The following is a 23,169-nucleotide window of genomic DNA, read 5'->3' as shown; positions in this document are numbered from 1 at the left end:
AACACCCTTTAGTTTATGATTCAGAATCTTTCGTTTCCTGCTTTCGTGAAAAGATCTTTTGCGCTTCTTGAATTTCAAGACGAATGGAAGACATTTCTTCATCTAATAAAAATGCCGCTTCCGCTGCACGTTGTAAGCGTATTTTAATATCTTCAGGAAAACGTCCACTATATTTGTAATTTAAAGAATGCTCAATCGTTGCCCAAAAATTCATCGCTAACGTGCGAATTTGAATTTCCACTAACACTTTTTTTTCTCCCTGTATCGTTTGAACAGGATAACTAATGACAACGTGGTAAGAGCGATAGCCGCTATCTTTCTTTTGCGTTACATAATCACGTTCTTCCACAATTTCAAAATCATTTCGTTTTCGAAGATATTCTACAACAGGCTTAATCTCATCAACAAATTGACACATCATTCGAAGGCCGGCGATGTCCTGCATATCTTCTCTGAGCCGGTCTAGCGGTACATTTCTCTTCTCCGCTTTATCAATAATACTTGCAACCGATTTTACCCTTCCTGTTACAAACTCAATTGGAGAATGCTCCGTTAACATTGCAAATTGAGTACGCATTCCTTTTAGTTTCACTTTCAGCTCCGCCACCGCTTGGTGATAAGGTGCTAAAAATTCTTCCCAATTACGATTCATTTCAACCACCACCAAAATCAATCCATTTACTTATAGAAACACTTTTTCTACAGCAGTTACTAGTTCTTCTCCGTAATTTGCATTACCTTCAATATTTTCAACTAAATATTCTACTTCTTCTTTTAATCCTTCTAATTCTATTTCAACATCATTCACGTGAATAAACATCGCTGTATCTTTATTCATCGCTTCATGCATTGCTTCCCAGCATGTATGCGGCATACTTACATAAATGAAAGATGATTCGTTTTCTAAGATATATAAAAATGATAAATTGTCTGAGTCTACTAGTACGTGATTACGCGCACTTAGCTCCTTTACCTCTATTTCAGTATTTTCCGCACAAAAAATAAGCGCATTCTCTCTCTTTTCTACGCTCTTAACTTGAATTTTATTTTGCATGCTCAAACTCCTCCATCTCAACTTCCTGTCTTACTTAACAGTATTATTGTATCATAACATGGACGCAAACAAATAAAACATTGAACCAAATTTGCGAAAAAGCGATAATGTGGAAAGAATTATTTTTCAAAAGGAGCGCATACAATGACACAAGAAATTGAAATTGAATTTAAAAATATGGTTACAGAGGAAGAATTCCAAACATTATGCAAATCTTTTTCTATTGAAGCATTTACAAAACAAGTGAATCACTACTTTGAAACGCCTCACTTCTCTTTAAAAGATGCGGGCTCTGCACTTCGTATTCGTCATAAAGATGGAACTTATACATTCACATTAAAACAACCTGCTGAAATTGGTTTATTAGAAACTCATCAATCTATAACTGAAAAAGAAGCAAAACTTATGATGGAAACAAACGTAATCATTCAAGGCACTGTAATGGATCAACTTCAGAAACTACAAATTCCAGTTTCCTCTTTAACTTATATGGGAAGTTTAACAACAGAAAGAGCTGAAACATTATTTGAAGGCGGAACACTTGTCTTTGATCATAGTTTCTATTACAATCACGATGATTATGAAATTGAATACGAAGTGCAAGATGAACAGACTGGTAAAGCAGCATTTATGAGGTTATTGAAGCAACATAACGTACCAGTTCGTCATACAAATAACAAAGTAAAACGCTTTTTCCTTGCTAAACAAAACAAAGAGCGCTAAAGTAAAATTTCCATCAGTGAAGAAGTGATTTACTGGTGGTTATGTTTCGCCTTTTTGGAAAGTAAAGATTTATTAGCAACACATAAAATAAGTAACGAATGTTATGAAGGCTGTTTAGTTGCTCTTCATAACATTCCATTGCTACAATAGATATACATTTCATGGAAAAAGGAGTTTATAAAGGATGAGCAAGCAACCAATGACACCATTTGAAGCAATTGGCGGTGAACAATGCATTGCAACATTAGTGGATACATTTTATTCCTATGTCAGTGAACACCCTGACTTATCTCCGATCTTCCCGGATGATTTAACAGAAACCGCTAGGAAGCAGAAACAATTTTTAACACAATATTTAGGTGGTCCTAATTTATACACTGAAGAACATGGGCATCCCATGCTAAGAGCACGCCATCTTCCGTTTGAGATTACTCCAAAACGCGCAGAAGCTTGGCTATCATGTATGGAACAAGCGATGGATGATACAGGAGTGCACGGTCATATAAGAGAGTTTGTTTTTGAACGTTTAGCATTAACTGCTCAACATATGGTCAATACTCCAAATGAAACAGGTGAAGTGTAATGGATAAGCAGGAAGCAAAGCATATGAATATGCCTTCTCCTTTCACATGCGAGCATAAGTCTGTAGAAGCATATTTATTTATTGATCCACTTTGTAAAGATTGCTGGGATATCGAGCCATTTATTATTAAACTATGGCTCGAATATGGGAAATATTTCTCTATTCGTCATATAGTAACTGGAAAAGTGGACGGGGCAAACGCTTCCTCACACAAATGGAATAAACCTGCTAATATTCGATTTGTGTGGGAAAAGACAACAAGTTTACAAGGTTTTTCATGTGATGGAAAAGTACATATGCAAGAGGCATCGTCAACGCCGTATCTAGTTTCGATGGCAATTAAAGCGGCGGAGTTGCAAGGCCGAAAAGCAGGTTCGAAATTTTTGCGAAAACTCCAAGAATACATTTTTCTTAAAAATGTATCAAACCCAGATGGTGAACTATTGCTTACATGTGCAAAAGATAGCGACATTGATGTAGAGGAATTTAAAAAAGACCTACACTCAGTTAGCGCAAAAAAAGCTTTCCAATGCGACCTAAAATTCACAAATGAGATGCATATTACAGAAATACCTTCCCTCCTATTTTTCCATGCAAATTCAGATGAGGAAGGTATTAAAATCGCAGGAATTTATTCCTATGATGTATACGTACAGTTATTAAAAGAACTTGTAAAATGCGAGATTGAGCCAGAGCCATTACCTCCTTTAGAGGTATTACTAGAAGTAACACAATTTATTTCTTCAAAGGAAATCTCATTTATATATGACTGCCCGCAGCAAGAAATAGAGCGCGAACTAAAAAAATTACAACTAAAACGAAAAGTACAAATGATTGAAGTGAAGTGCGAGCGTTATTGGAAATGGATAGCAAAAGAAAAAGACCTGGTGTAAACACCAGGTCTTCTTCTTTACGGCTTATAAAAATATTAAAGGGGATGGGAGAAATTTTCACGTTCAAACAAAGGGGTATATGTTTGTATGTGAATTCGTTCACGCTTATTATATTACAAGATTCGACGTCAGATGACAACCCCTTTTGTCGAATTTCACACTTTTGTCACATTCTAAACGTTTTCATTCTTGAATAAGCTATAAAAAAAGCAATTTAGGAGGTTTCCTTATGAAAAAGTCTCATATTTTTCTTATCTTTCTATGTGTTATTGTTTCTTTTTTCTTGTATATCCTCTCTCTATTACAAGCTTTTCCTAAAATTATTGCCTTCCCTCTTTTATTCGGAGTTATCGTCATCGCTGTCTCTTATTTCAACTATAGAAAACGATTTAAAGGATTTTAACTACAAAAATAAGTCGTGAAAATTCCTGCTAATATAGAAAAAGTAAAGAAAATCAGCTTAATAATTCGACAAATATCGACACTATGTACTTTTGAGCAAATGTTCCAAACAAAAAAAGACGAGGATAAAATTCCTCGTCTTTTCTCATTACTTCTCTTCAAACAATAGCGCTTCTAATTCATTTAATTTCTCTTCAAATACTTGTAATGCTTCTTTTACAGGTTCTGGTGATGCCATATCTACCCCTGCTTTTTTCAACACTTCAATTGGATAATCAGAGCTTCCAGCTTTTAAGAATTCATTAATGTAACGTTCTACCGCTGGTTGTCCCTCTTCTAAAATTTGTTTTGACAAAGCTGTCGCTGCACTAAATCCTGTTGCGTATTGATATACGTAATAGTTGTAATAGAAGTGCGGAATACGAGACCATTCTAAACCGATTTCTTTATCGATCACTAACGCGTCACCGAAATACTTCTTATTTAAATCATAGTAAATTTCCGTTAACATGTCTGGCGTAACAGCATGTCCTTCTTGTACTTTCTTATGAATAATATGCTCAAACTCTGCGAACATCGTTTGACGGAATACAGTACCACGGAATCCTTCTAAATAGTGATTTAATAAATATAGACGCTCTTTCTTATCTTCTGTCGTTTTTAATAAATAGTCATTTAGAAGTGCTTCATTACAAGTTGATGCTACTTCTGCAACGAAGATTGAATAATCACCATATACGTGCGGTTGTGTCTTCCTTGTATAGTAACTATGCACTGAATGACCAAACTCATGAGCAAGTGTAAATAAATTATTTACATTATCATGCCAGTTCATTAAAATATACGGATTTGTTCCGTATGCACCAGATGAATATGCTCCGCTTCTTTTTCCCTTATTCTCATATACATCTACCCAGCGATTCTCATATGCTTCTTTTAAAATTTCAACATATTCATCACCAAGTACATTTAAAGATTTCAATAACATTTCTTGTGCTTCTTCATACTTCACATTCATTTTCACTTCTGGTACAAGTGGTGTATATAAATCATACATATGAAGCTCATCAAGACCTAGGGCACGCTTACGAATATCGATGTAGCGATGTAGTAAGTGTAAATTATCATTTACCGATTCAACAAGTTGATCATACACCGCTTCAGGAATATTATTATTACTTAATGCAGCTTGACGTGCAGAATCGTATTTACGAACGCGTGCATTGAAATTATTACGTTTCACAGCCCCACTTAACGTACTTGCAAATGTGTTCTTATATTTTCCGTACGTTTCATATACAGCTTTGAATGCATCTTCGCGCACACGACGATCATCACTTTCTAAAAATTGAATATAACGACCATGTGTCATTTCTACTTCTTCTCCATCCTCACCTTTAATAGATGGGAATTTTAAATCCGCATTATTCAACATACCAAATGTATTACTTGATGCACTCATCACTTCAGATGCTTCTGCTAATAACGCTTCTTCAGCTTCCGATAATACATGCGGGCGTTGACGTGTAATTTCTTCTAATGCATGCTCATATACACTTAGTTCTCGATTTTGTTGTAAGAATGTTTGCAATGTATCTTCTGAAATAGATAAAATTTCAGGCACGATATAAGCTGTGCTACTAGATACTTGTGAGTATAAATTTGTTGCGCGATCATTTAATGCTTGATACACAGAGTTTGTTGTATCTTGATCGTAACGCATATGTGCATATGTATATAGCTTACCTAATCTCATTGAAATTTCATCTTCATATTGCAATGCCTCAAGCAAATTGTCTGCAGAGTCACCAAGCTTCCCTTTAAATTCAGTTAACTTTGGCAATAGCTCTTTAATAGCTTGGAATTCTTTTTCCCATTCTGCATCTGTTTGAAAAATATCTTCTAATCGCCATGTGTTTGCTTCTTCAATCTCATTGCGATCTGGTAATGATTTTACTGTGTTTTGTTCAGCCATTCTTTAAGCCCTCCTTTAAATATCTCTACTTAAGTACAATTCGATTTTTCTTATGTAATTCCTTCACGATCAGTCTTTATTATATCCCCTTTTCCCTCTCTCATGTTGTACTTTGTCTCAAATAGAGATAGTGCATGCGCTAAGCAAATGTCATCATATTTCATAATTTCCTCCTCTGTTTTTAACAAAACAACATCTCTTATTTTTCGATACTTATTAGTGCCTACTTTATTTAACACACCTATATAACATAAAAATGTCATATACTCTGCAACTGCTATCTTCCATATATGTTGTGCAAAATACGGAAGTAGACGCCTCTTTGTATATTTCGCTACATAATTACATGCGTACTGAAGGGAAATATACTCCCCTACCTTAAGCTTACTTATACACTTCATATAAAGAAAAGCTTGCCATATAAATGGATTTGTTTGAAAAGCAAATGAGGATGGAAGCGGAACACCGATTTCAGAAGGGAAACTCGCTGGGGTACATTTATATTGATATAAGAGGCGTAGTAGTGACTTATGATTATAATTCCAGATAGGTAAAGCGTTTTGCCGAAAATAGTTCTTTTTTCTCTTCCATCCTTGTCCTAATACCTCTTTCCGGAAAGAAACGGGAGAAAAGAGCATTTCAACAGTAGTCGTATCGGTTGGTAAATAAATAGTATGTGAAAAAGAGATAGTTGTAGAAAACGGAGTGATAAACGCACATTTCATAAACGATTTTTGTTTCGGGCAAAAGAAAATAAGAAATGGCTGAGGATAAGGTTGTAAGGCGAATGCCATAAAAGAGGAAAATGTCATCCAATGGGCTGATTGCTTTTTTAACTGATTTCCACCGATTATCCAGATGACTTGTATACTAGCTTGCCAATACGAATATGTTCGCTTATAAAGCTGCTCTATGGAGAGATTTGCACATTGATATTCAATCGCAATTTTTCTATCCGCTCTCTCTACGTAAATATCTGGTCGTTGCTGGATTACCGGCAGATAACGCTCTATATCTACATGGAAATCTTGACGTTTTAACCATCTATATAACAATTCTTTACCGTGCATATGGTACACAGATTCTGCCTCGTAAAACGCAAGACAAGAATCTACTTTCTTATGAGCAAAATGCCAACTCTTTTGTGTCCCTAACTTCATTTGCACTTCCTTTCCGCAAGCTGTGCAAAAGAATTTTTCTCGTTTACGCATATCGCGTAAACACTCTTCATCCCGGTTATATAATAGATGAATTTTCTCTCCGTTTTCTCTCCTTGCAATAAACATCACAATCACACCCTTTCAACTCCTTGTATTCTACAATTTACTACAAATTCCTCTCAAAAAAAGAGATGTCCTAAATTAGGACATCTCTTTTTATAATAAAGGTGATAATAACCGATACGTCGATTCAACAATCCGCCTGTGAAGACGTCTCTTATGAAATCGATCAACATGAATTTCACTGGATTCTTCTAAATCGTCTTTAAAATCTTGAACGAGCTTTCGAATGCTATCTGTATCATATAAAAAGGCATTTACTTCAAAGTTTAAATGAAAACTTCTCATATCCATATTAGCTGTCCCAATTGAAGCGAGATCCGAATCAACGATAACAACTTTACTATGAAGAAAACCTTTTTCATATTCATATATTTTTACTCCTGCATCTAATAACTCTGGAAAATACGATCTTGATGCATAAAAGACAGTGCGCTTATCTGGCTTACTTGGCATTAACAAACGAACATCAATACCAGCAAGTGCAGCTACTTTTAATGCAGATAAAATATCATCGTCTGGAATAAAGTATGGTGTTGCAATCCAAATCGATTTCCTAGCTGAAGCAATCATTGCAAAATATAAATGTTTAATTGTTTCCCATTTATTATCTGGTCCACCTCCAACGAGTTGTACTCCGCCCCAATGATCACCCTCAACTGCTTTCGCTTGTAAATATTCAGGTGCTAATACTGCCTCACCAGTCATATAAAACCAATCTTGAAGGAAAATTAGCTGTAAACTTTGAACTGCTTCACCGCGCAAATATAAATGCGTATCTCGCCAAAAACCGAAGTATTTATCTTTTCCTAAATATTCATCCCCAATATTTAATCCGCCTACAAAACCTTCATTTCCATCTATAATAACGATTTTCCGATGGTTTCGATAATTAATTTTATCGTTTAAAATCGGAAAGCGCACAGGGAAAAATGGAACCATTTCTACTCCTGCATCATTCAATTCTTCAATATATGAATTTGATAATTTAAAACTTCCAACCGCATCATATAAAAAACGGACGACAACGCCTTCTTTTGCTTTTTTCATTAAAATATCTTTAATTTCTGTACCGAGCTTGTCATCACGCACAATGTAATACTCCATATGAATGTGGTGTTTCGCTCGATTTAATCCATCTAAAATTGCCTGAAACGTTTCATCTCCATTTGTTAATGTCCTCGTTTCAGTTTGAAATGAAATATTTAAAGCACCCAATCGATCAGCTAAACGAAATAACAATTCTTGATGCTTATGGTCTCGTAAAATTCGTTCTTCGTAATCTTCGTGCCCCTTATATTGTAAAAACGCCTGTTCATCGAGTAACGCCTTCTTTTGGAACATTCTTTTTCTGCGAAAGTTTTGTCCAAATAATAAATAAGCAAAGAAACCGAACACTGGAAAAATTCCTAGTACGATTAACCATGTAAGCGTTTTGGATGGATGTCTGTTTTCTAAGAAAATAACACATCCAATTAAAAATGCGGAAACCGTAAATAAAATACTAATAATACCTAAAATCGAAACGTCTTTTATACCAATGACATCCGAATAAAATGCTACATCAATAAACATACGTAACGAAACAAATAATGCGAACAATAGTAGAAAAAAGAAAAGTAGTTTTAACGTGTTTTTCATCTCTTACCTCCTTACTAAGAAAGCCTTCCTATTCTTCATAAAAAAAGCCGATTTCATACTATAGAAATCGGCCTACGTTTTAGAAGGAAAATGGTTACGAATTGTCTCAAGCGCATGCTCTTTCACAACTTGTTTTCCATACTCACTTACACGGTGAATTGTTAAAGTAGATTCTTCCCCATATTCTAAAACAATACTTAAAATACGATCAATCTCTTCCTCATCATGTAGCACTTCATCGAATTCCACATATACATAATAGCGGTCCTCAAATGAATACAGTTCATCTTTTACATCTTCAAAAATTAGACGATGACTTAATGAAATTACATCCTCAAAATCATTAAACTTAATTAAAAAGCCAAACGTACCATCTTCATTAAAGTTTGTACCTGTCGGTTCTATTTCCTCTTCCTCTAATTCTTGCTGGAATAATGATTCGATTCCTTCATCTAAAGGAATATCTATAATTTTGTCTACACCTATCGGTAGTTCTAATTTTTGTCCATCCTTTGAAAGTTCTGCTTTCGTTACAAGTACTTCAATCCCTTTGTCAACTGCTTGCACTTGAATCCATAACGGTCCATCAATAAAGAAGTCATCATGATCGCGAGCTTCATCCATCATTTCCCAAAAAAGTTCTTCACTCCGTTCGCGGTCATACCAAATTTCTTCACGGTTAAACCCTCTGTCCTCTATATCAACGTACGTAATAAAAAATTTCATCGTATGATCGTTAATTCTTTCAATTTCCAAAATACAACTCTCCCTTCCTGTTTAGAATTGTTATGAAGGGATCCCCCACTCATATGACAAATCAATAGATTCTTGTACTCTCATTTTATGATAAGATTCTCCAGAATGGAAATAAAATCGATTTATTTTACAAAAATAGTTATATACCTATCTGCATTCGGCTACTTACATAAACTGAAACTTTAATTGTTGGGGTCTTTGCTCATCCACGTTGATTATTAGCCACACTAATCGGCATTTACGGACAGGGAAGCTCAAAACGAACTCCTTTTCTTTATAGCCGGATTTTGTGACGGAATCTTACTACCCGCAGATAGTCGGCTAAAAATCATTATTCCAATTCTCTGTTCACAAAAAATTTGGACATACATTTGCGTGTTGCCCCGTACACTGTAATAAAGTGAAACTTCTATAAGAGAAGATTATTTAATCCCAAAGGCACGGGATAAAAGCTAAACAAACTTTCTTCATCACATACATATCGCTCATTAAAACATCATAAACGGAGGCAGACGAATGGACTTAGAGTTTTTAACATCTGTACTAATGATCGTCGGTATCGATGTTGTACTAGGTGGTGATAACGCAATTGTTATCGCATTAGCTAGCCGAAATTTACCTGAATCAAAGCGAAATAAAGCAATTTTGATTGGCACTATTTTAGCAATTGTGCTGCGAATTCTCCTCACAATACTAGCTGTCTATTTACTCGACATCCCATTTTTACAACTCATCGGCGGAGTTTTACTCACATTAATTGCAGTAAATTTACTAACTGATAACAACAACGACCTTTCTTCGATTCAAGGAAAAACGACTTTATTCCAAGCGGTGCGTACGATTGTATTCGCAGATCTCGTTATGGGGTTTGATAATGTTATTGCCATTGCGGGTGCAGCTCACGGAAGATTATTACTCGTAATAATCGGTCTACTCATTTCTATCCCGATTATCATTTGGGGCAGCAAACTTATTTTAATACTCATGGAACGTTTTCCGTTCCTCATTTTTTGCGGGGCAGCAGTTCTCGCCTATACAGCAGGAAAAATGATTACACATGAAGACAGACTTGCAACTTTTTTTCATAACAACCCAAGTTTCACGACAAGTATTCCTTACTTATTCATTTTCACCGTTTTATGCATCGGTATTATCGTTCAACGAGTTCGATTACGAAATGTGAAACATTAAAAGAAAACCTTCTACTATATAATAGGTAGAAGGTTTTCATATTATTATAATTAATTTACAAGACGCTGTGCTTCACGCAATTGGAACGTTCTTACTGTACGTGGTAAGAAACGGCGGATTTCGTCTTCGTTGTAACCTACTTGAAGGCGCTTCTCGTCAATCATAATTGGACGACGTAAAATCCCTGGATAGTCACGAATCATCTTATATAAATCTTGAAGTGGTAAAGACTCTAAGTTTACATTTAATTCTTGGAAAACTTTTGAACGAGTAGAAATAATCTCATCCGTTCCGCTTTCTGTCATACGTAAAATCTCTTTAATTTCCTCAATCGTTAATGGCTCTGAGAAAATATTACGTTCTGTATAAGGAATATGATTTTCCTCTAGCCATAATTTCGCCTTTCTACAAGACGTACAGCTTGGAGAACTATATAATGTTACCATACAAAGCTCACTCTCCTTAAAGAGTACAAATTCTGTACTAATTACAGTTTAAATTTCTAACTTCCGCAATTTTTCGCGATAACTTGTCTTATAGCAAAGTAAAAAATCGCAATTCATGTAAGCAACAATAATTACTTTTAATAAGTAACTTCTATAATCATTATACAATAGTTTTTGCAAGAAATATACAGTAAATTTACTGCTAGTTGAGAAAACTTCTCCGTGTATTCCACTGCTATGTAACATGATTACACTCACTTTAACTGTCATCTAACAACAATCTTCAACCCTTTTGACGCCTGCTTTTCACAATATACTTCATGTTATATACGATTGGTTTTTCATAACATGAATCGCCTAAAAGAGAACGTTTTCTTACCTTTTCCCAATAATTCAATTGAGAAATGTAAGACCAAAAGCTAAAATAAAACAAGAACACCTGTTCTTATATTAACAAATCTCATCACTCATGTCTATACGATTTCTAAAATTAATCAAATATTTTTCTGACATTTCTTTCTTTTTTACCTTTTATCTCATACAATAAAAATACAGACAGGCAAAGGGGGAATTTGCATATGATTGCTTTTTTTACTGATTTTATCATTGTTGCTACCCTCATCATCGGAATAACAGCATTGATTGGTGTCATTACAAATAGCATCGGTGAAAAACTCTTTGGTGGGAAAGAAAAAATGAAGTTTGTTAACAAAAGTTCAGATGTGCAATCTGGCTGGAATCAAGTTGGCGGAAAAGGCATTTATAAAAAACGTACGTACTAAAAAAAGCAGGTAATCACCTGCTTTTTTTGTTATTTCTCTACTGATGCCCATTTGAAGCTTACTTCGCCACCATATTTATGGTTGTACATATCTTTAATTGTTTCTCTTTGTAAATATGCTCTACCACGTTGATATACTGGAACAATCGCAGCGTCATCAAGTAACATTTTTTCCGCTTCTAATAAGTTTTTCCAGCGAGCATTTACGTCGCTTCCATCTTTCTTCGCTTTCATAATAATCTCATCGTACTTCGGATTAGAATAATTCATTTTATTCTGTGCTCCGTCAGTTACGAACATATCAAGATATGTAACTGGATCTGGGAAGTCTGCACTCCATCCAGAGAATGACATTACATAGTCACCCGCATCTTCTAATTTTAGTTTTTGCGCGAATGGCTGCTGTTTAATTTTCACTGTTAAACCTGGTAAATTCTTTTCCAACTCACCTTTTAAATATTCACCAGTTTTCTTCGATAATTCAACATCTTCATTTAACATCTCTAATTCGATTTCATTTTTACCAAGTTCTTTTTTACCAGCTTCCCAATACTTTTTCGCTTCTTTTACATTTGGTTTTATAATATCTCCATTTTCAGCACGGAAATCTTTTTTATCCGGTCCTTTAATGAAATTGTCAGGAATTAATCCCGTCGCTGGCTTAGAACCGTTATTTAATAATGTATCAACGAATGGTTTACGGTCAAAACCAAGAGAAATTGCTTTACGAATATTTTTATTTGCTAAAGCTGGGTCTTTTTGATTTAAGCGAAGGAAGAATACAGAAGTATCTTCTACCGTTTTGAAATCTGGTTTCCCTTTATATTTATCGATGAACTCAGCTAATAACGTCGCTCGATCGACTGCGTTTGTTTCATATAAATTAATTGGCGTAGACGTATCCTTTACAATATTAAAGTTTACTTCCTCAAGCTTAACTTCTTTATTGTCCCAATATGATGAGCTCTTTGTCATCTTGAAGCTACGTTCATGCTGCCAATCACTTAATGTAAATGGACCATTATAAAGTGTTGTGTTTGCCTCTAAACCAAACTTCGTACCTTGCTCTTTTACATACTTTTCATTCACAGGATAGAAGATTGGATATACCATTAAATCAACAAGATACGGAATCGAGTTGTCTAATTCCACTTCTAATGTGTGATCATCAATTGCTTTTACGCCTAATTGATCTGGACTCATCTCTTTTTTATTAATTTTTTCTGCATTTTTTATATCATACATAATGTACGCTGATTTTGCAGCTGTATCTGGATTAATCGCTCTTTGCCATCCATATACGAAATCTTTCGCTGTTACAGGTTCACCATTTGACCATTTTGCATCTTCACGTAATTTAAATGTATACTTTTTACCGTCTTCTGACTTTTGGAATTCTTTCGCTACACCTGGCACTAATTTATCATCTTTCCCAAGGCGGTATAGACCTTCCATCGTATTATTCATTACTTTTGAAGAAACTGCATCAGCTGATAACGCTGGGTCCATCGTTGGAATTTCTTGTGTTTCAATTAAATTAATAACTTGCTTCGCACCGCTTTTCCCGCTATCCCCTTTTGCGTTCGCTTGCGGTTCATCTTTTTGATAGCCACATGCCCCTAAAATCATGCTCATCGCTACTGTTGATGCTACAAAAACTGGTATCTTTTTTTTCATACTTCCACCCCTCCAAAAAATGTTAGCCCTTTCATTTTCAAACAGAAAGAAATATATATATGTTCTAATAATTCATATTATACACACAAATATATTCTTTGTATATTTATATTTCTATTTTATTAAAATTTTCTGTTAAAAAATAAACCTTTGAAAACGTTTCACATTGCTATTTTTCCTGACTGAAACGTAAAAAATATTATTTTTATATTTTTCTAAATTATCAGTGAAAAATAAATTTTATATCCTATAATATTTTATGTATAATTACCCTTCTCTTATTAACATAAAATGAAGGTCTCTTCATATTAAAAATATGTAGGTTAAAATGAGTGCAATGGCTATGAAAGTATGTTACGATACACTTTGCTAAAAATAGATATCGGTAAAGAGGGGACAGATATGACAGCAATTCACTCAAAAAGTGGGCCAACTGAGAAACTAAGTTTATTCCTATTAACATGGCCTATTTTTCTAGAAGTTTTTCTTTTTATGTTGATGGGGATCGCTGATACTTTTATGTTAAGTGCATTATCAGACGATGCTGTATCTGGGGTTGGTGCAGCGAATCAATATCTCCATATCGCTATTTTGGTACTAGAAGTAATCGGGAACGGCGCTGCAATCGTCGTATCTCAATACCTCGGTTCCAAACGTTTTATAGAAGCATCTAAAATATCAGCATTAGCCGTCACATTAAATTTAGTGGTCGGACTCGTTATAAGCGCTGCTTTTCTTTTATTTTCAAAACATATGATGATGGCAATGAATTTACAAGGCGATGTACTAACGTATGCACAAGGTTATTTATCCATTGTCGGAGGAGCTATTTTCCTTCAAGCTATTATTAACTCATTAGCCGCTATTATCCGTGTTCACGGCTTTACAAAGCAAGCAATGTTCGTTTCGCTTGGAATGAATATTATTCATATCGCCGGAAACTACGTACTTATTTTCGGGAAATTCGGTTTCCCTGAACTTGGTGTACAGGGGGCCGCTATTTCTTCCGCTGTCAGTCGACTACTGGCACTTATTGTGTTCTTCTGGTTACTATACCGCGTTATGGAATACCGTGTGAAATTACAATATTACTTCACTTTATCAAAAGAATACGTTGGTAAAATATTAAAGATCGGCATTCCATCTGCATTCGAACAAGTCATGTATCAAGCTTGTCAAATTGTCTTCTTATATTACGCAACATACTTAGGTACGGAATCATTAGCAGCAAGACAATACGCTACTAACATTTCTATGTTCACTTATTTATTCGCTATTGCTATTGGTATGGGAACAGCGATTATCGTTGGACGCCTAGTTGGTGGAAATGAAAAAGATGAAGCGTACACACGCGTATGGAAAAGTGTACAATGGGCGATTGGTGTAACTCTATTTATGGTCATTCTCGTTGTTACATTCCGCACACAATTAATGGGACTATTTACGGATAATCCACATATTATCTCTCTAGGGGCAACCGTTCTTTTACTAAGTGTACTACTGGAAACAGGACGGACGATGAACATCGTCATCATTAACTCACTCCGCGCAGCAGGCGATGCAAAATACCCTGTGTTAATCGGTGCATTCTCTATGGTATTAATGAGCTTACCGCTCGGCTACTTTTTCGTCTTCCACTTAGATATGGGTCTCGTTGGTATTTGGTTAGCAATTGCTATCGACGAATGGACGCGGGCAATTATTATGTTCTTCCGATGGAGAAGTAGAGCCTGGGAAAGTTATGCACTTGTTAAACCAAATGAACAAGAAGAAAGTGTTTCTGTTCAGGTACAGTAACGCTTGTTTGATCAAGATGTAGTTATTAGTGAATGAAATTTATATCGGCGATTCTTTCAATATATCGACTTACCGACAATGTTGACAACACATTTATATAGTAGAAAAAAGCCACCCTTCCTTAAATGGAAGAATGGCTTTTTTTATTATTGATAGATTTCTTTATATTTCTTATACTCCGCTTCAGAACATAATACGGAATGTCCTGGGCGAATTTCACGCATTGTTGGTACTTCGCTACCATAATCATGCTGCGTTGGATCGTATACGATACGTTTACGATTGCGCTCATAATCTGGATCTGGAAGTGGAATTGCTGATAGTAGTGATTTTGTATATGGATGCATTGGATTCTCATATAACTCTTCACTTGTTGTCAGCTCAACGATTTGACCACGGTACATTACACCGATGCGATCACTAATGTATTTTACCATCGATAAATCATGGGCGATGAATAGGTACGTTAAACCTTTTTCTCTTTGTAACTGTTTTAGTAAATTTACAACTTGCGCCTGAATCGATACGTCAAGTGCTGAGATTGGTTCATCAGCAATGATAAATTCAGGTTCTACAGCTAGCGCACGAGCGATACCGATACGTTGACGTTGTCCGCCTGAGAATTCATGCGGGAAACGGTTCGCGTGCTCTTTATTTAAACCAACTGTATTTAACAGCTCGTGAACACGATCCATACGCTCTTTTTTGCCTTTTGCTAGTCCGTGAATATCAATACCTTCTGCGATAATATCCCCTACTGTCATACGAGGATTTAATGATGCATATGGATCTTGGAAAATCATTTGCATTTTACGGTTGAACTTCTTAAGTTCTGCGCGTGATTTTTTACCATGTACATTTTCACCATCGAACAACACTTCACCGGCAGTTGCATCGTATAAACGAATGATCGTTCTTCCAGTAGTTGACTTACCACAACCAGATTCTCCTACAAGTCCAAATGTTTCACCGCGGTAAATATCAAATGAAATATCATTAACTGCTTTAACAACACCACCACTCACATCAAAGTGTTGTTTCACATTTTTTACTTCAATTAATTTCTCACGTTGTTTAGTCATGTTGTTCACCTGCTTTCATTTGAAGAATACGTTTTTCAACAACTGCGGGTGGTTTTACTTCTGGCGCTTGCTCATGAAGTAACCAAGTTGCCGCATAATGTGTATCACTTACTTTAAATAAAGGTGGTTCCATTTCAAAATCAATTTTCAGCGCCTGCGGGTTACGTGGTGCAAAAGCATCACCCTTTGGCGGTTTTAATAAGTCAGGAGGCGTTCCTGGAATCGCATATAGTTCGTCCTCTGAACCATCTAAGCTTGGCATAGATGCGATTAAGCCCCATGTGTATGGATGTTTTGGATTGTAGAAAATTTCATCAACAGTTCCAATTTCAACAACTTTACCAGCGTACATAACTGCCACGCGATCAGCAACGTTTGCCACTACACCTAAATCATGCGTAATGAAAATGATTGCTGCTTCTGTTTTTTGCTGAATGTCCTTCATAAGTTCTAAAATTTGCGCCTGAATTGTAACGTCTAGCGCTGTTGTCGGCTCATCGGCAATTAATAATTTCGGATTACAAGCTAACGCCATCGCAATAACTACACGTTGTCTCATACCACCTGAGAATTGGTGAGGATATTGTTTTAAGCGTGCTTCCGGATTTGGAATACCTACAAGGTCGATTAATTCTAAAGCAACTTTACGTGCATCTGCTTTACTCATCCCTTGGTGTTTAATAAGACCTTCCATAATCTGATTACCAATTGTCATCGTTGGATTTAATGATGTCATTGGATCTTGGAAAATCATCGCAATATCTTTACCGCGTACTTGCTGCATTTCTTTTTCTGTTAGTTTCGTTAAGTCACGACCTTCAAATACGATTTCACCGTTTTTAATACGTCCTGGAGGATTCGGAATTAATCCCATTAACGCTTTAGAAGTAACTGATTTACCAGAACCAGATTCTCCTACAATTGCTAATGTCTCTCCTTTTTTCAAATCAAAAGTAACACCGCGTACAGCTTGTACTTCACCTGCATGTGTATCAAAGGAGACTTGCAAATCTTTTACCTCTAGCAATGTTTTCATTTTTACTTCTCCCCTCTTTTACTTACGCATTTTTGGATCTAACGCGTCGCGTAATCCGTCTGCCATTAAGTTGAATGCTAAGATTAACATACTGATGACAACCGCTGGGATGAACATCATATGTGGATACGTTTGAATTGATTTATAACCATCGTTTACAAGAGAACCAAGTGATGCGAATGGTGGCTGAATACCTAAACCGATGAAGCTTAAGAATGCCTCACCAAACACTGCAGTTGGAATTGTAAACATTGTCATTACGATAATTGGTCCCATTACGTTCGGGATTAAGTGTTTTACAATTAATTGTGTATTTGTTGCACCTAATGTACGAGATGCTAATACATATTCTTGATTCTTTAATTTTAGGATTTGTCCACGAACGATACGCGACATTCCTATCCAACCTGTAATTGCCATCGCGAGTGTAATCGACCAAATACCTGATCCCATAATGATTACCATTAAAATAACGATGATTAAGTATGGAATACCGTTAATAATCTCCATAATACGTTGCATAATATTATCTACTCTGCCGCCATAGAAGGCCGAAATACCTCCGTATGCAACCCCAATTACTAAGTCAATCGCTGCTGCTAAAAGAGCGATATATAATGATACTCGTGTACCTTCCCATGTTCTTGTCCATAAATCACGGCCAAGATCATCTGTACCAAACCAGAAATACTCTTTAATATCACGTTTTTCATATTGGTCAACACCATATTGATCTGTACCGTCAAATGGTAGCCAATGAATATTTTCAATCACTGGAATTTTCGGCGGCATTTTCGCACGACCTAAATCCTGCTCTTTATAAGAATGCTTACTTACCATCGGTCCTATAATTGCTAGTAGTACAATAAGCATTAATAATACGAAACCAAACATTGCACCTTTATGTTGGAACAAACGTCTTCTTACATCTTGCCAAAACGTTAAGCTTGGACGGGCAATGACTTCATTATCAACATTACTTTGATTGGCTGGTTGAAATAAATCTGGAGATAATTTTTGTACATCTTTCATCATTTTTTCCCTCCCGCTAAACGAATACGAGGATCAATAATTCCGTATAAAATATCGACTATGAAAATAACTAAGATGAAGATCGCACTATAGAAAATTGTCGTTCCCATAATAACTGTATAGTCATTCACTGTAATCGATTTAACGAATTGTTCCCCAAGTCCAGGTACAGCGTAAATTTGCTCAATAACTAGTGTACCTGTAATTAATCCAGCAACCATTGGTCCTAAAATTGTTACAACTGGAATTAATGCGTTACGAAGTGCGTGCTTGATAATGATAACGCCTTGGCTAATTCCTTTCGCTTTCGCTGTTAAAATGTAGTCAGCTTGCATAACCTCAATTAACTCTGCACGAGCGAAACGTGCGATTGTTGCGATAACTGCCATCGATAAGGCAATTGTAGGCATTACTGTAAACTCAGGTCCTTTCCAGAATGCTACTGGGAACCAACCAAGTTTTACCCCTACGAAATATTGTAGTAATGCGGCGAATACGAATGATGGTACCGACATCCCGAGTACGGAAATTATTGTCGCCCCATAATCGACCCACGTATTGTTACGAAGTGCCGCAACGATTCCTAAAATTAATCCGATAAATGTTCCTAATATAATCGCTTGTAAACCAAGTTGTGCTGATGGTCCAATACGATCCACAATCATATCTGTTACTGGGCGGTTATCATATTGGAATGATACCCCTAAATCACCTTTTGCTAAGTTACCTAAGTAACGTGCATATTGAACTGGTACTGGATCATTTAATCCATATTTTTCAAGAATGATTTCTTTTTGTGCCGGTGATAGCTTCTCCTGGTTTTTAAGTGGAGAACCCGGTAGTAATTTCATCAAAAAGAAAGTCAGTGTAGTAATTAAAAATAATGTCAAAGCCATGTACACGAAACGTTTTAATACATAACGTCCCATAGTCAAGCACCTCCCCGTTTTTCTCAAAAGCAATAAGATAGTTTGAAATATTCTTACTTTTATTTTTTTAAAATAAGAGCACATGCCCATCATAGGCATATACCCTTATTCATGATGGAAACCATTTTTAGTTTTTGAGTTCAACCCACTTATAGCTAAATTCTCCGCCATATTTATGTTCTAATAGGCCTGTAATTGAACTACGTTGTAAATATGCCTTTCCAGGTTGATATACTGGAGCAATCGCTGCATCCTCAAGCAGTTGTTGTTCTGCTTTTAATAGAGCATCCCAGCGAGCTTGTACATCTACTTCTGTTTTGGCTTTCTTAATTAGCGCATCATAAGCTGGATTTGCGTAATTCACTTTATTTTGTGAATTACCTGTTGTATACATTTCAAGGAATGACATTGGATCCATATAATCTGGACTCCATCCCGCATACGACATCGCATAATCTCCACTTGCTTCAAGCTTTAATTTTTGTGCAAATGGCTGCATTTTTGTTGAAACTGTTAAACCTGGTAAGTTCTTTTCGAATTGTCCTTTTAAATACTCTCCGATTTTTTTTGCATCATCGGTATCAAAGTTTAATAACTCTAACTCTACTTTGTCTACACCAAGTTCTTTTTTACCAGCTTCCCAATATTTTTGAGCTTCTTTAACATCCTCTTTTATAAGCTTTCCGTTTTCTTCACGGAAGTCTTTTCCATTCGGACCTTTTGCTAAGCCTTTCGGAACAAAACCATATATTCCTTCTGAACCATCGTTCAAGATCACTTTCCCGATATTTTCACGTTCAAAGGACATTGCAATTGCTTTTCGGATATTTTTATTTGCTAAAAACTTATTCTTTTCATTTAAGCGAATAAATTGTGTAGACGGTCTCTTAATCGTTTTGAAATCAGCATCTGATTTGTATTTATCTACAAATTCTGATGTTAATACTACTCGATCAATCGCTTTTGTTTCATATAAATTTATAGCAGTTGAACGATCCTTAACAATATTGAAGTTTATTTCCTCAAGTTTTACTTCTTTATTTTCCCAATACGTTGGATTTTTCTTAAGTTGGAAACTTTGTTCATGCTTCCATTCATTTAAAACGAATGGGCCATTATAAAGTGTTGTATTGGATTCTAATCCAAATTTTGTTCCTTGTTCTGTTACAAATTTCTCATTCAAAGGATAAAATGTTGGATAGACTGTCAAACTTACAAAATAAGGAACAGGGTTGTCTAATTCCACTTCAAATGTGTGATCATCAATTGCCTTTACACCAAGTTCTTCAACTGGTAACTCTTTTTTGTTAACTTTCTCCGCATTTTTAACATCAAATAGTATGTAAGCAAACTTGGCACCCGTATTTGAATCTACAGCTCTTCTCCAAGAATAAACGAAGTCTTTAGCTGTTACAGGCTCACCATTGGACCATTTCGCATCTTCACGTAATTTAAATACATACTTTTTACCATCCTCTGATTTCTCATAGGATTTAGCGACACCTGGAACGAGTTTATCATCTTTCCCCAGACGATATAATCCTTCCATTGTATTATTCATGATGTTAGAAGATGCTGCATCCGTTGATAACGTCGTATCCATTGTTGGAATCTCAGCTGTTTCAGTTAGGTTTAACACTTGCTTATTTGAGGCTTTTTCTTTTGCGCCTGCTTTATTATCTTCTTTTTGATAACTACAAGCTCCTAACATACTCACTGTCAACGTTGATGCAATTAATAACGGTATCTTTTTCTTCATGTTGTATTGCCTCCCCTAATTGCACTTCCTGTACCCTCACTTGTAAAAAACAGAATTGAAAGAATAATCTCCAAGTTTCTACAATTTTCATTATACATATAATATGACGATTGTGAATATAGTTTTTTGTTTTTTTGTTAAAATTTTTAATAAATTATTTATTTTATTTTTTTTTTGTAAAGGAATACGTTAACATTGCTACCATCATCTTGAAATTAGGGCTTCAATTGCGTATAATTTTCAAAAAATTATTTATATTACTTATTATAACTTTTATAGTATAATAATTCTAGTAATATTTTGACGGAGGGGAATATTTTGAATAAAGTTTTTTTTCATTCTTGTATACTATTTTTTGTAGCGATAATCGCTTCTAGTGTTGGCGCATTCCTCGTTTCATCTCAGTTTTTGTTGAATTTTGTCAACATTTCATTCTATATCTCATTGTTATTTATTCTTATAGGTGGTTTTTTATACATATTTCAAAATGGATTTTTTAACGTAACAATTTACGCATTCCAAAGAGTATTTGGTACGAACAAAAAAATTGACTCCTTAATTGAAGAAGCAGAGGAACCTACCGATAAGAAAGAACGTATTTATAAAACATATTCATTCAAATGGACGTATCCGATTTGTATTACCGGCATCGTACTCGGTCTGTTCTCGACTCTCATTAGCTTTACTATTTTGATGTAGTTTGCAAACGCTATTCCATATGATATAATAATCAGCAAAACATTTTGTTATAAAACTTTAGTTCTTTCATATTAAAAGGGCTCAGTTAACAATAAATAAATTTATATGTATGCGATGATAAAGAAGAGTACATATTGAGGCAATTTCAGAGAGCTTGTGGTTGGTGTGAACAAGTAATTGTGCAATATGGAATGGGCTTTTGAGCACCAAACCGAACCGTGAGTAGTAGGCTTTGGCGTTATATCCAGACGTTATTATGGATCTGAGAGATTTCACAACGGTGAAATAATTAGGGTGGTACCGCGGTCCATTCGTCCCTATGTAATTTGGGATGAATGGGCTTTTTTTGTATGCCTTCTCTTCCCTATCACACATTCAAATTTAGGAGGAATTACTTATGTCAGTTATCTTTTCTGGTATTCAGCCAAGTGGAACAATTACACTTGGCAACTATTTAGGAGCTATGAAGCAATTTACAGAGCTTCAAAACGAACACGACTGTTATTTCTGCATTGTAAACCAACATGCAATTACAGTACCTCAAGATCCAGTCGGGCTTCGTAAAAACATCCGCAGTCTTGCTGCACTATATGTTGCATGCGGCATCGATCCTGAAAAAGCTACTTTATTTGTACAGTCAGAAGTACCAGCACATGCTCAACTAGGATGGATCATGCAATCAGTTGCTTACGTTGGAGAATTGGAGCGTATGACACAATATAAAGATAAAGCTTCTGGTAGAGATTCAGTTCCGGCTGGATTACTTACGTATCCACCATTAATGGCTGCTGATATTTTACTTTACAACACTGAAATCGTGCCTGTTGGTGATGATCAAAAACAACATATGGAATTAACACGTGATCTAGCAGAGCGTTTCAACAAACGCTTCCGTGAAGTGTTCACAGTTCCTGAAATTCGCATTCCAAAAGTAGGAGCTCGCGTTATGTCATTAACAGAACCTACGAAAAAAATGAGTAAATCTGATCCAAATCCAAAATCAATGATCAGTATGCTTGATGAACCAAAAACAATTGAAAAGAAAATTAAAAGTGCTGTAACTGACTCTGAAGGTATCGTAAAATTCGATAAAGAAAACAAACCTGGTATCTCTAACTTATTAACAATCTATTCTTCATTCTCTGGAAAAACAGTTGAAGAAATAGAAGCAATGTACGCAGGAAAAGGATACGGCGACTTCAAAGGCGACCTAGCACAAGTAGTCGTAGAAGCAATTCGCCCAATCCAAGACAAATATAACGAACTAATCAGCTCCCCAGAACTAGACGAGATTCTAGACAAAGGTGCAGAAAAAGCAAACCGCGTTGCATTCAAACAACTACGCAAAGTAGAAAACGCAATGGGACTGAGTAGAAAACGTAGGTAACTTATAAAGCGGAGGCGGCTCGCTCAGAATGTGAGGGGGATGGAGC

General features: G+C 35.7%; 23 protein-coding genes and 1 other annotated feature. Of the genes, 9 read left to right on the top strand and 14 right to left on the bottom strand.

Annotated features, from left to right (window positions below; translation table 11 throughout):
• Window positions 1-13 precede the first annotated feature (13 nt).
• Both yjbM and BAQ49_RS06440 read right to left on the bottom strand, forming a co-directional pair.
• A complete protein-coding gene (yjbM, locus tag BAQ49_RS06445; protein WP_002170849.1) occupies window positions 14-652 on the bottom strand; it encodes a GTP diphosphokinase in 639 nt (212 codons plus the stop codon).
• 30 nt (window positions 653-682) lie between these two features.
• Complete coding sequence (locus BAQ49_RS06440) at window positions 683-1,054, bottom strand: UPF0738 family protein (RefSeq protein WP_071744650.1); 372 nt, start codon at window positions 1,052-1,054, stop codon at window positions 683-685.
• A gap of 144 nt (window positions 1,055-1,198) precedes the next feature.
• Here BAQ49_RS06440 and BAQ49_RS06435 point away from each other — a divergent pair, with 144 nt between their 5' ends.
• From BAQ49_RS06435 to BAQ49_RS32775, 4 genes are all read left to right on the top strand, one after another.
• Window positions 1,199-1,777: a CYTH domain-containing protein gene (locus tag BAQ49_RS06435; RefSeq protein WP_071744649.1), complete on the top strand. Its 579-nt coding sequence runs from the start codon at window positions 1,199-1,201 to the stop codon at window positions 1,775-1,777.
• Window positions 1,778-1,961: 184 nt separating this feature from the next.
• Entirely contained in the window at window positions 1,962-2,360 is a 399-nt protein-coding gene (locus tag BAQ49_RS06430; RefSeq protein ID WP_000043388.1) for a globin domain-containing protein, read from the top strand.
• Window positions 2,360-3,253 (top strand): ClpXP adapter SpxH family protein, encoded by an 894-nt coding sequence (locus tag BAQ49_RS06425; protein ID WP_071744648.1) that lies wholly within the window; start codon window positions 2,360-2,362, stop codon window positions 3,251-3,253. The genes BAQ49_RS06430 and BAQ49_RS06425 overlap by 1 nt, the downstream gene beginning before the upstream one ends.
• Window positions 3,254-3,482: 229 nt before the next feature.
• Entirely contained in the window at window positions 3,483-3,656 is a 174-nt protein-coding gene (locus tag BAQ49_RS32775; RefSeq protein ID WP_000748141.1) for a hypothetical protein, read from the top strand.
• Between the two features lie 147 nt (window positions 3,657-3,803).
• On the opposite strand, the gene pepF is transcribed toward BAQ49_RS32775, so the two are convergent.
• From pepF to mecA, 4 genes are all read right to left on the bottom strand, one after another.
• Complete coding sequence (gene pepF, locus BAQ49_RS06420; RefSeq protein ID WP_071744647.1) at window positions 3,804-5,630, bottom strand: oligoendopeptidase F; 1,827 nt, start codon at window positions 5,628-5,630, stop codon at window positions 3,804-3,806.
• Window positions 5,631-5,680: 50 nt separating this feature from the next.
• Window positions 5,681-6,916 (bottom strand): competence protein CoiA, encoded by a 1,236-nt coding sequence (locus BAQ49_RS06415; RefSeq protein ID WP_071744895.1) that lies wholly within the window; start codon window positions 6,914-6,916, stop codon window positions 5,681-5,683.
• 90 nt (window positions 6,917-7,006) lie between these two features.
• A complete protein-coding gene (locus BAQ49_RS06410) occupies window positions 7,007-8,551 on the bottom strand; it encodes a cardiolipin synthase (RefSeq protein WP_071744646.1) in 1,545 nt (514 codons plus the stop codon).
• Between the two features lie 72 nt (window positions 8,552-8,623).
• Complete coding sequence (mecA, locus tag BAQ49_RS06405; protein WP_071744645.1) at window positions 8,624-9,307, bottom strand: adaptor protein MecA; 684 nt, start codon at window positions 9,305-9,307, stop codon at window positions 8,624-8,626.
• Between the two features lie 516 nt (window positions 9,308-9,823).
• Between mecA and BAQ49_RS06400 the strand changes: the two genes are divergently transcribed.
• A complete protein-coding gene (locus BAQ49_RS06400; RefSeq protein ID WP_071744644.1) occupies window positions 9,824-10,498 on the top strand; it encodes a TerC family protein in 675 nt (224 codons plus the stop codon).
• A 50-nt stretch (window positions 10,499-10,548) separates the two neighbouring features.
• Here BAQ49_RS06400 and spx read toward each other — a convergent pair whose 3' ends face one another.
• Both spx and BAQ49_RS06390 read right to left on the bottom strand, forming a co-directional pair.
• A complete protein-coding gene (gene spx / locus BAQ49_RS06395) occupies window positions 10,549-10,944 on the bottom strand; it encodes a transcriptional regulator Spx (RefSeq protein ID WP_071744643.1) in 396 nt (131 codons plus the stop codon).
• A gap of 48 nt (window positions 10,945-10,992) precedes the next feature.
• A complete protein-coding gene (locus BAQ49_RS06390; RefSeq protein WP_165616028.1) occupies window positions 10,993-11,214 on the bottom strand; it encodes a hypothetical protein in 222 nt (73 codons plus the stop codon).
• A gap of 308 nt (window positions 11,215-11,522) precedes the next feature.
• Here BAQ49_RS06390 and BAQ49_RS06385 point away from each other — a divergent pair, with 308 nt between their 5' ends.
• Window positions 11,523-11,726, top strand: a complete 204-nt coding sequence (locus BAQ49_RS06385) for a hypothetical protein (RefSeq protein WP_071744641.1) — start codon at window positions 11,523-11,525, stop codon at window positions 11,724-11,726.
• 29 nt (window positions 11,727-11,755) lie between these two features.
• Here BAQ49_RS06385 and BAQ49_RS06380 read toward each other — a convergent pair whose 3' ends face one another.
• The gene (locus BAQ49_RS06380; RefSeq protein ID WP_071744640.1) at window positions 11,756-13,402 is read right to left on the bottom strand and encodes a peptide ABC transporter substrate-binding protein; all 1,647 of its coding nucleotides are present in this window, start codon (window positions 13,400-13,402) and stop codon (window positions 11,756-11,758) included.
• Window positions 13,403-13,753: 351 nt separating this feature from the next.
• On the opposite strand from BAQ49_RS06380, the gene BAQ49_RS06375 reads away from it, so the two are divergent.
• Entirely contained in the window at window positions 13,754-15,199 is a 1,446-nt protein-coding gene (locus tag BAQ49_RS06375; protein ID WP_071744639.1) for an MATE family efflux transporter, read from the top strand.
• Between the two features lie 146 nt (window positions 15,200-15,345).
• Here BAQ49_RS06375 and BAQ49_RS06370 read toward each other — a convergent pair whose 3' ends face one another.
• The 5 genes from BAQ49_RS06370 to BAQ49_RS06350 all read right to left on the bottom strand — a co-directional run bounded on the left by BAQ49_RS06370 (window position 15,346) and on the right by BAQ49_RS06350 (window position 21,037).
• Window positions 15,346-16,281, bottom strand: a complete 936-nt coding sequence (locus tag BAQ49_RS06370; protein WP_071744638.1) for an ABC transporter ATP-binding protein — start codon at window positions 16,279-16,281, stop codon at window positions 15,346-15,348.
• On the bottom strand, window positions 16,274-17,317 hold the full coding sequence (locus BAQ49_RS06365; protein WP_000854345.1) for an ABC transporter ATP-binding protein: 1,044 nt from the start codon (window positions 17,315-17,317) through the stop codon (window positions 16,274-16,276). The genes BAQ49_RS06370 and BAQ49_RS06365 overlap by 8 nt, the downstream gene beginning before the upstream one ends.
• Window positions 17,318-17,335: 18 nt before the next feature.
• On the bottom strand, window positions 17,336-18,352 hold the full coding sequence (gene opp3C / locus BAQ49_RS06360; protein WP_000974094.1) for an oligopeptide ABC transporter permease: 1,017 nt from the start codon (window positions 18,350-18,352) through the stop codon (window positions 17,336-17,338).
• Window positions 18,349-19,278 carry an oligopeptide ABC transporter permease gene (gene opp3b, locus BAQ49_RS06355; RefSeq protein ID WP_000534165.1) on the bottom strand — a complete coding sequence of 310 codons (930 nt, stop codon included), beginning with the start codon at window positions 19,276-19,278 and terminating at the stop codon, window positions 18,349-18,351. The genes opp3C and opp3b overlap by 4 nt, the downstream gene beginning before the upstream one ends.
• Window positions 19,279-19,405: 127 nt before the next feature.
• Window positions 19,406-21,037 (bottom strand): peptide ABC transporter substrate-binding protein, encoded by a 1,632-nt coding sequence (locus BAQ49_RS06350; RefSeq protein ID WP_071744637.1) that lies wholly within the window; start codon window positions 21,035-21,037, stop codon window positions 19,406-19,408.
• 318 nt (window positions 21,038-21,355) lie between these two features.
• On the opposite strand from BAQ49_RS06350, the gene BAQ49_RS06340 reads away from it, so the two are divergent.
• Together BAQ49_RS06340 and trpS are read left to right on the top strand one after the other, a co-directional pair.
• A complete protein-coding gene (locus tag BAQ49_RS06340) occupies window positions 21,356-21,736 on the top strand; it encodes a DUF3899 domain-containing protein (protein ID WP_071744636.1) in 381 nt (126 codons plus the stop codon).
• A gap of 105 nt (window positions 21,737-21,841) precedes the next feature.
• Window positions 21,842-22,058: a binding site (T-box leader), on the top strand.
• Window positions 22,059-22,133: 75 nt separating this feature from the next.
• A complete protein-coding gene (trpS, locus tag BAQ49_RS06335) occupies window positions 22,134-23,123 on the top strand; it encodes a tryptophan--tRNA ligase (protein ID WP_071744635.1) in 990 nt (329 codons plus the stop codon).
• Window positions 23,124-23,169 lie beyond the last annotated feature (46 nt).

Origin of the sequence: Bacillus proteolyticus (assembly GCF_001884065.1) — a bacterium.
In the GTDB taxonomy this organism is placed as follows: domain Bacteria; phylum Bacillota; class Bacilli; order Bacillales; family Bacillaceae_G; genus Bacillus_A; species Bacillus_A proteolyticus.
The sequence above is the reverse complement of the archived record's forward strand: the minus strand, read 5'-3'. Positions and strand labels throughout refer to the sequence as shown.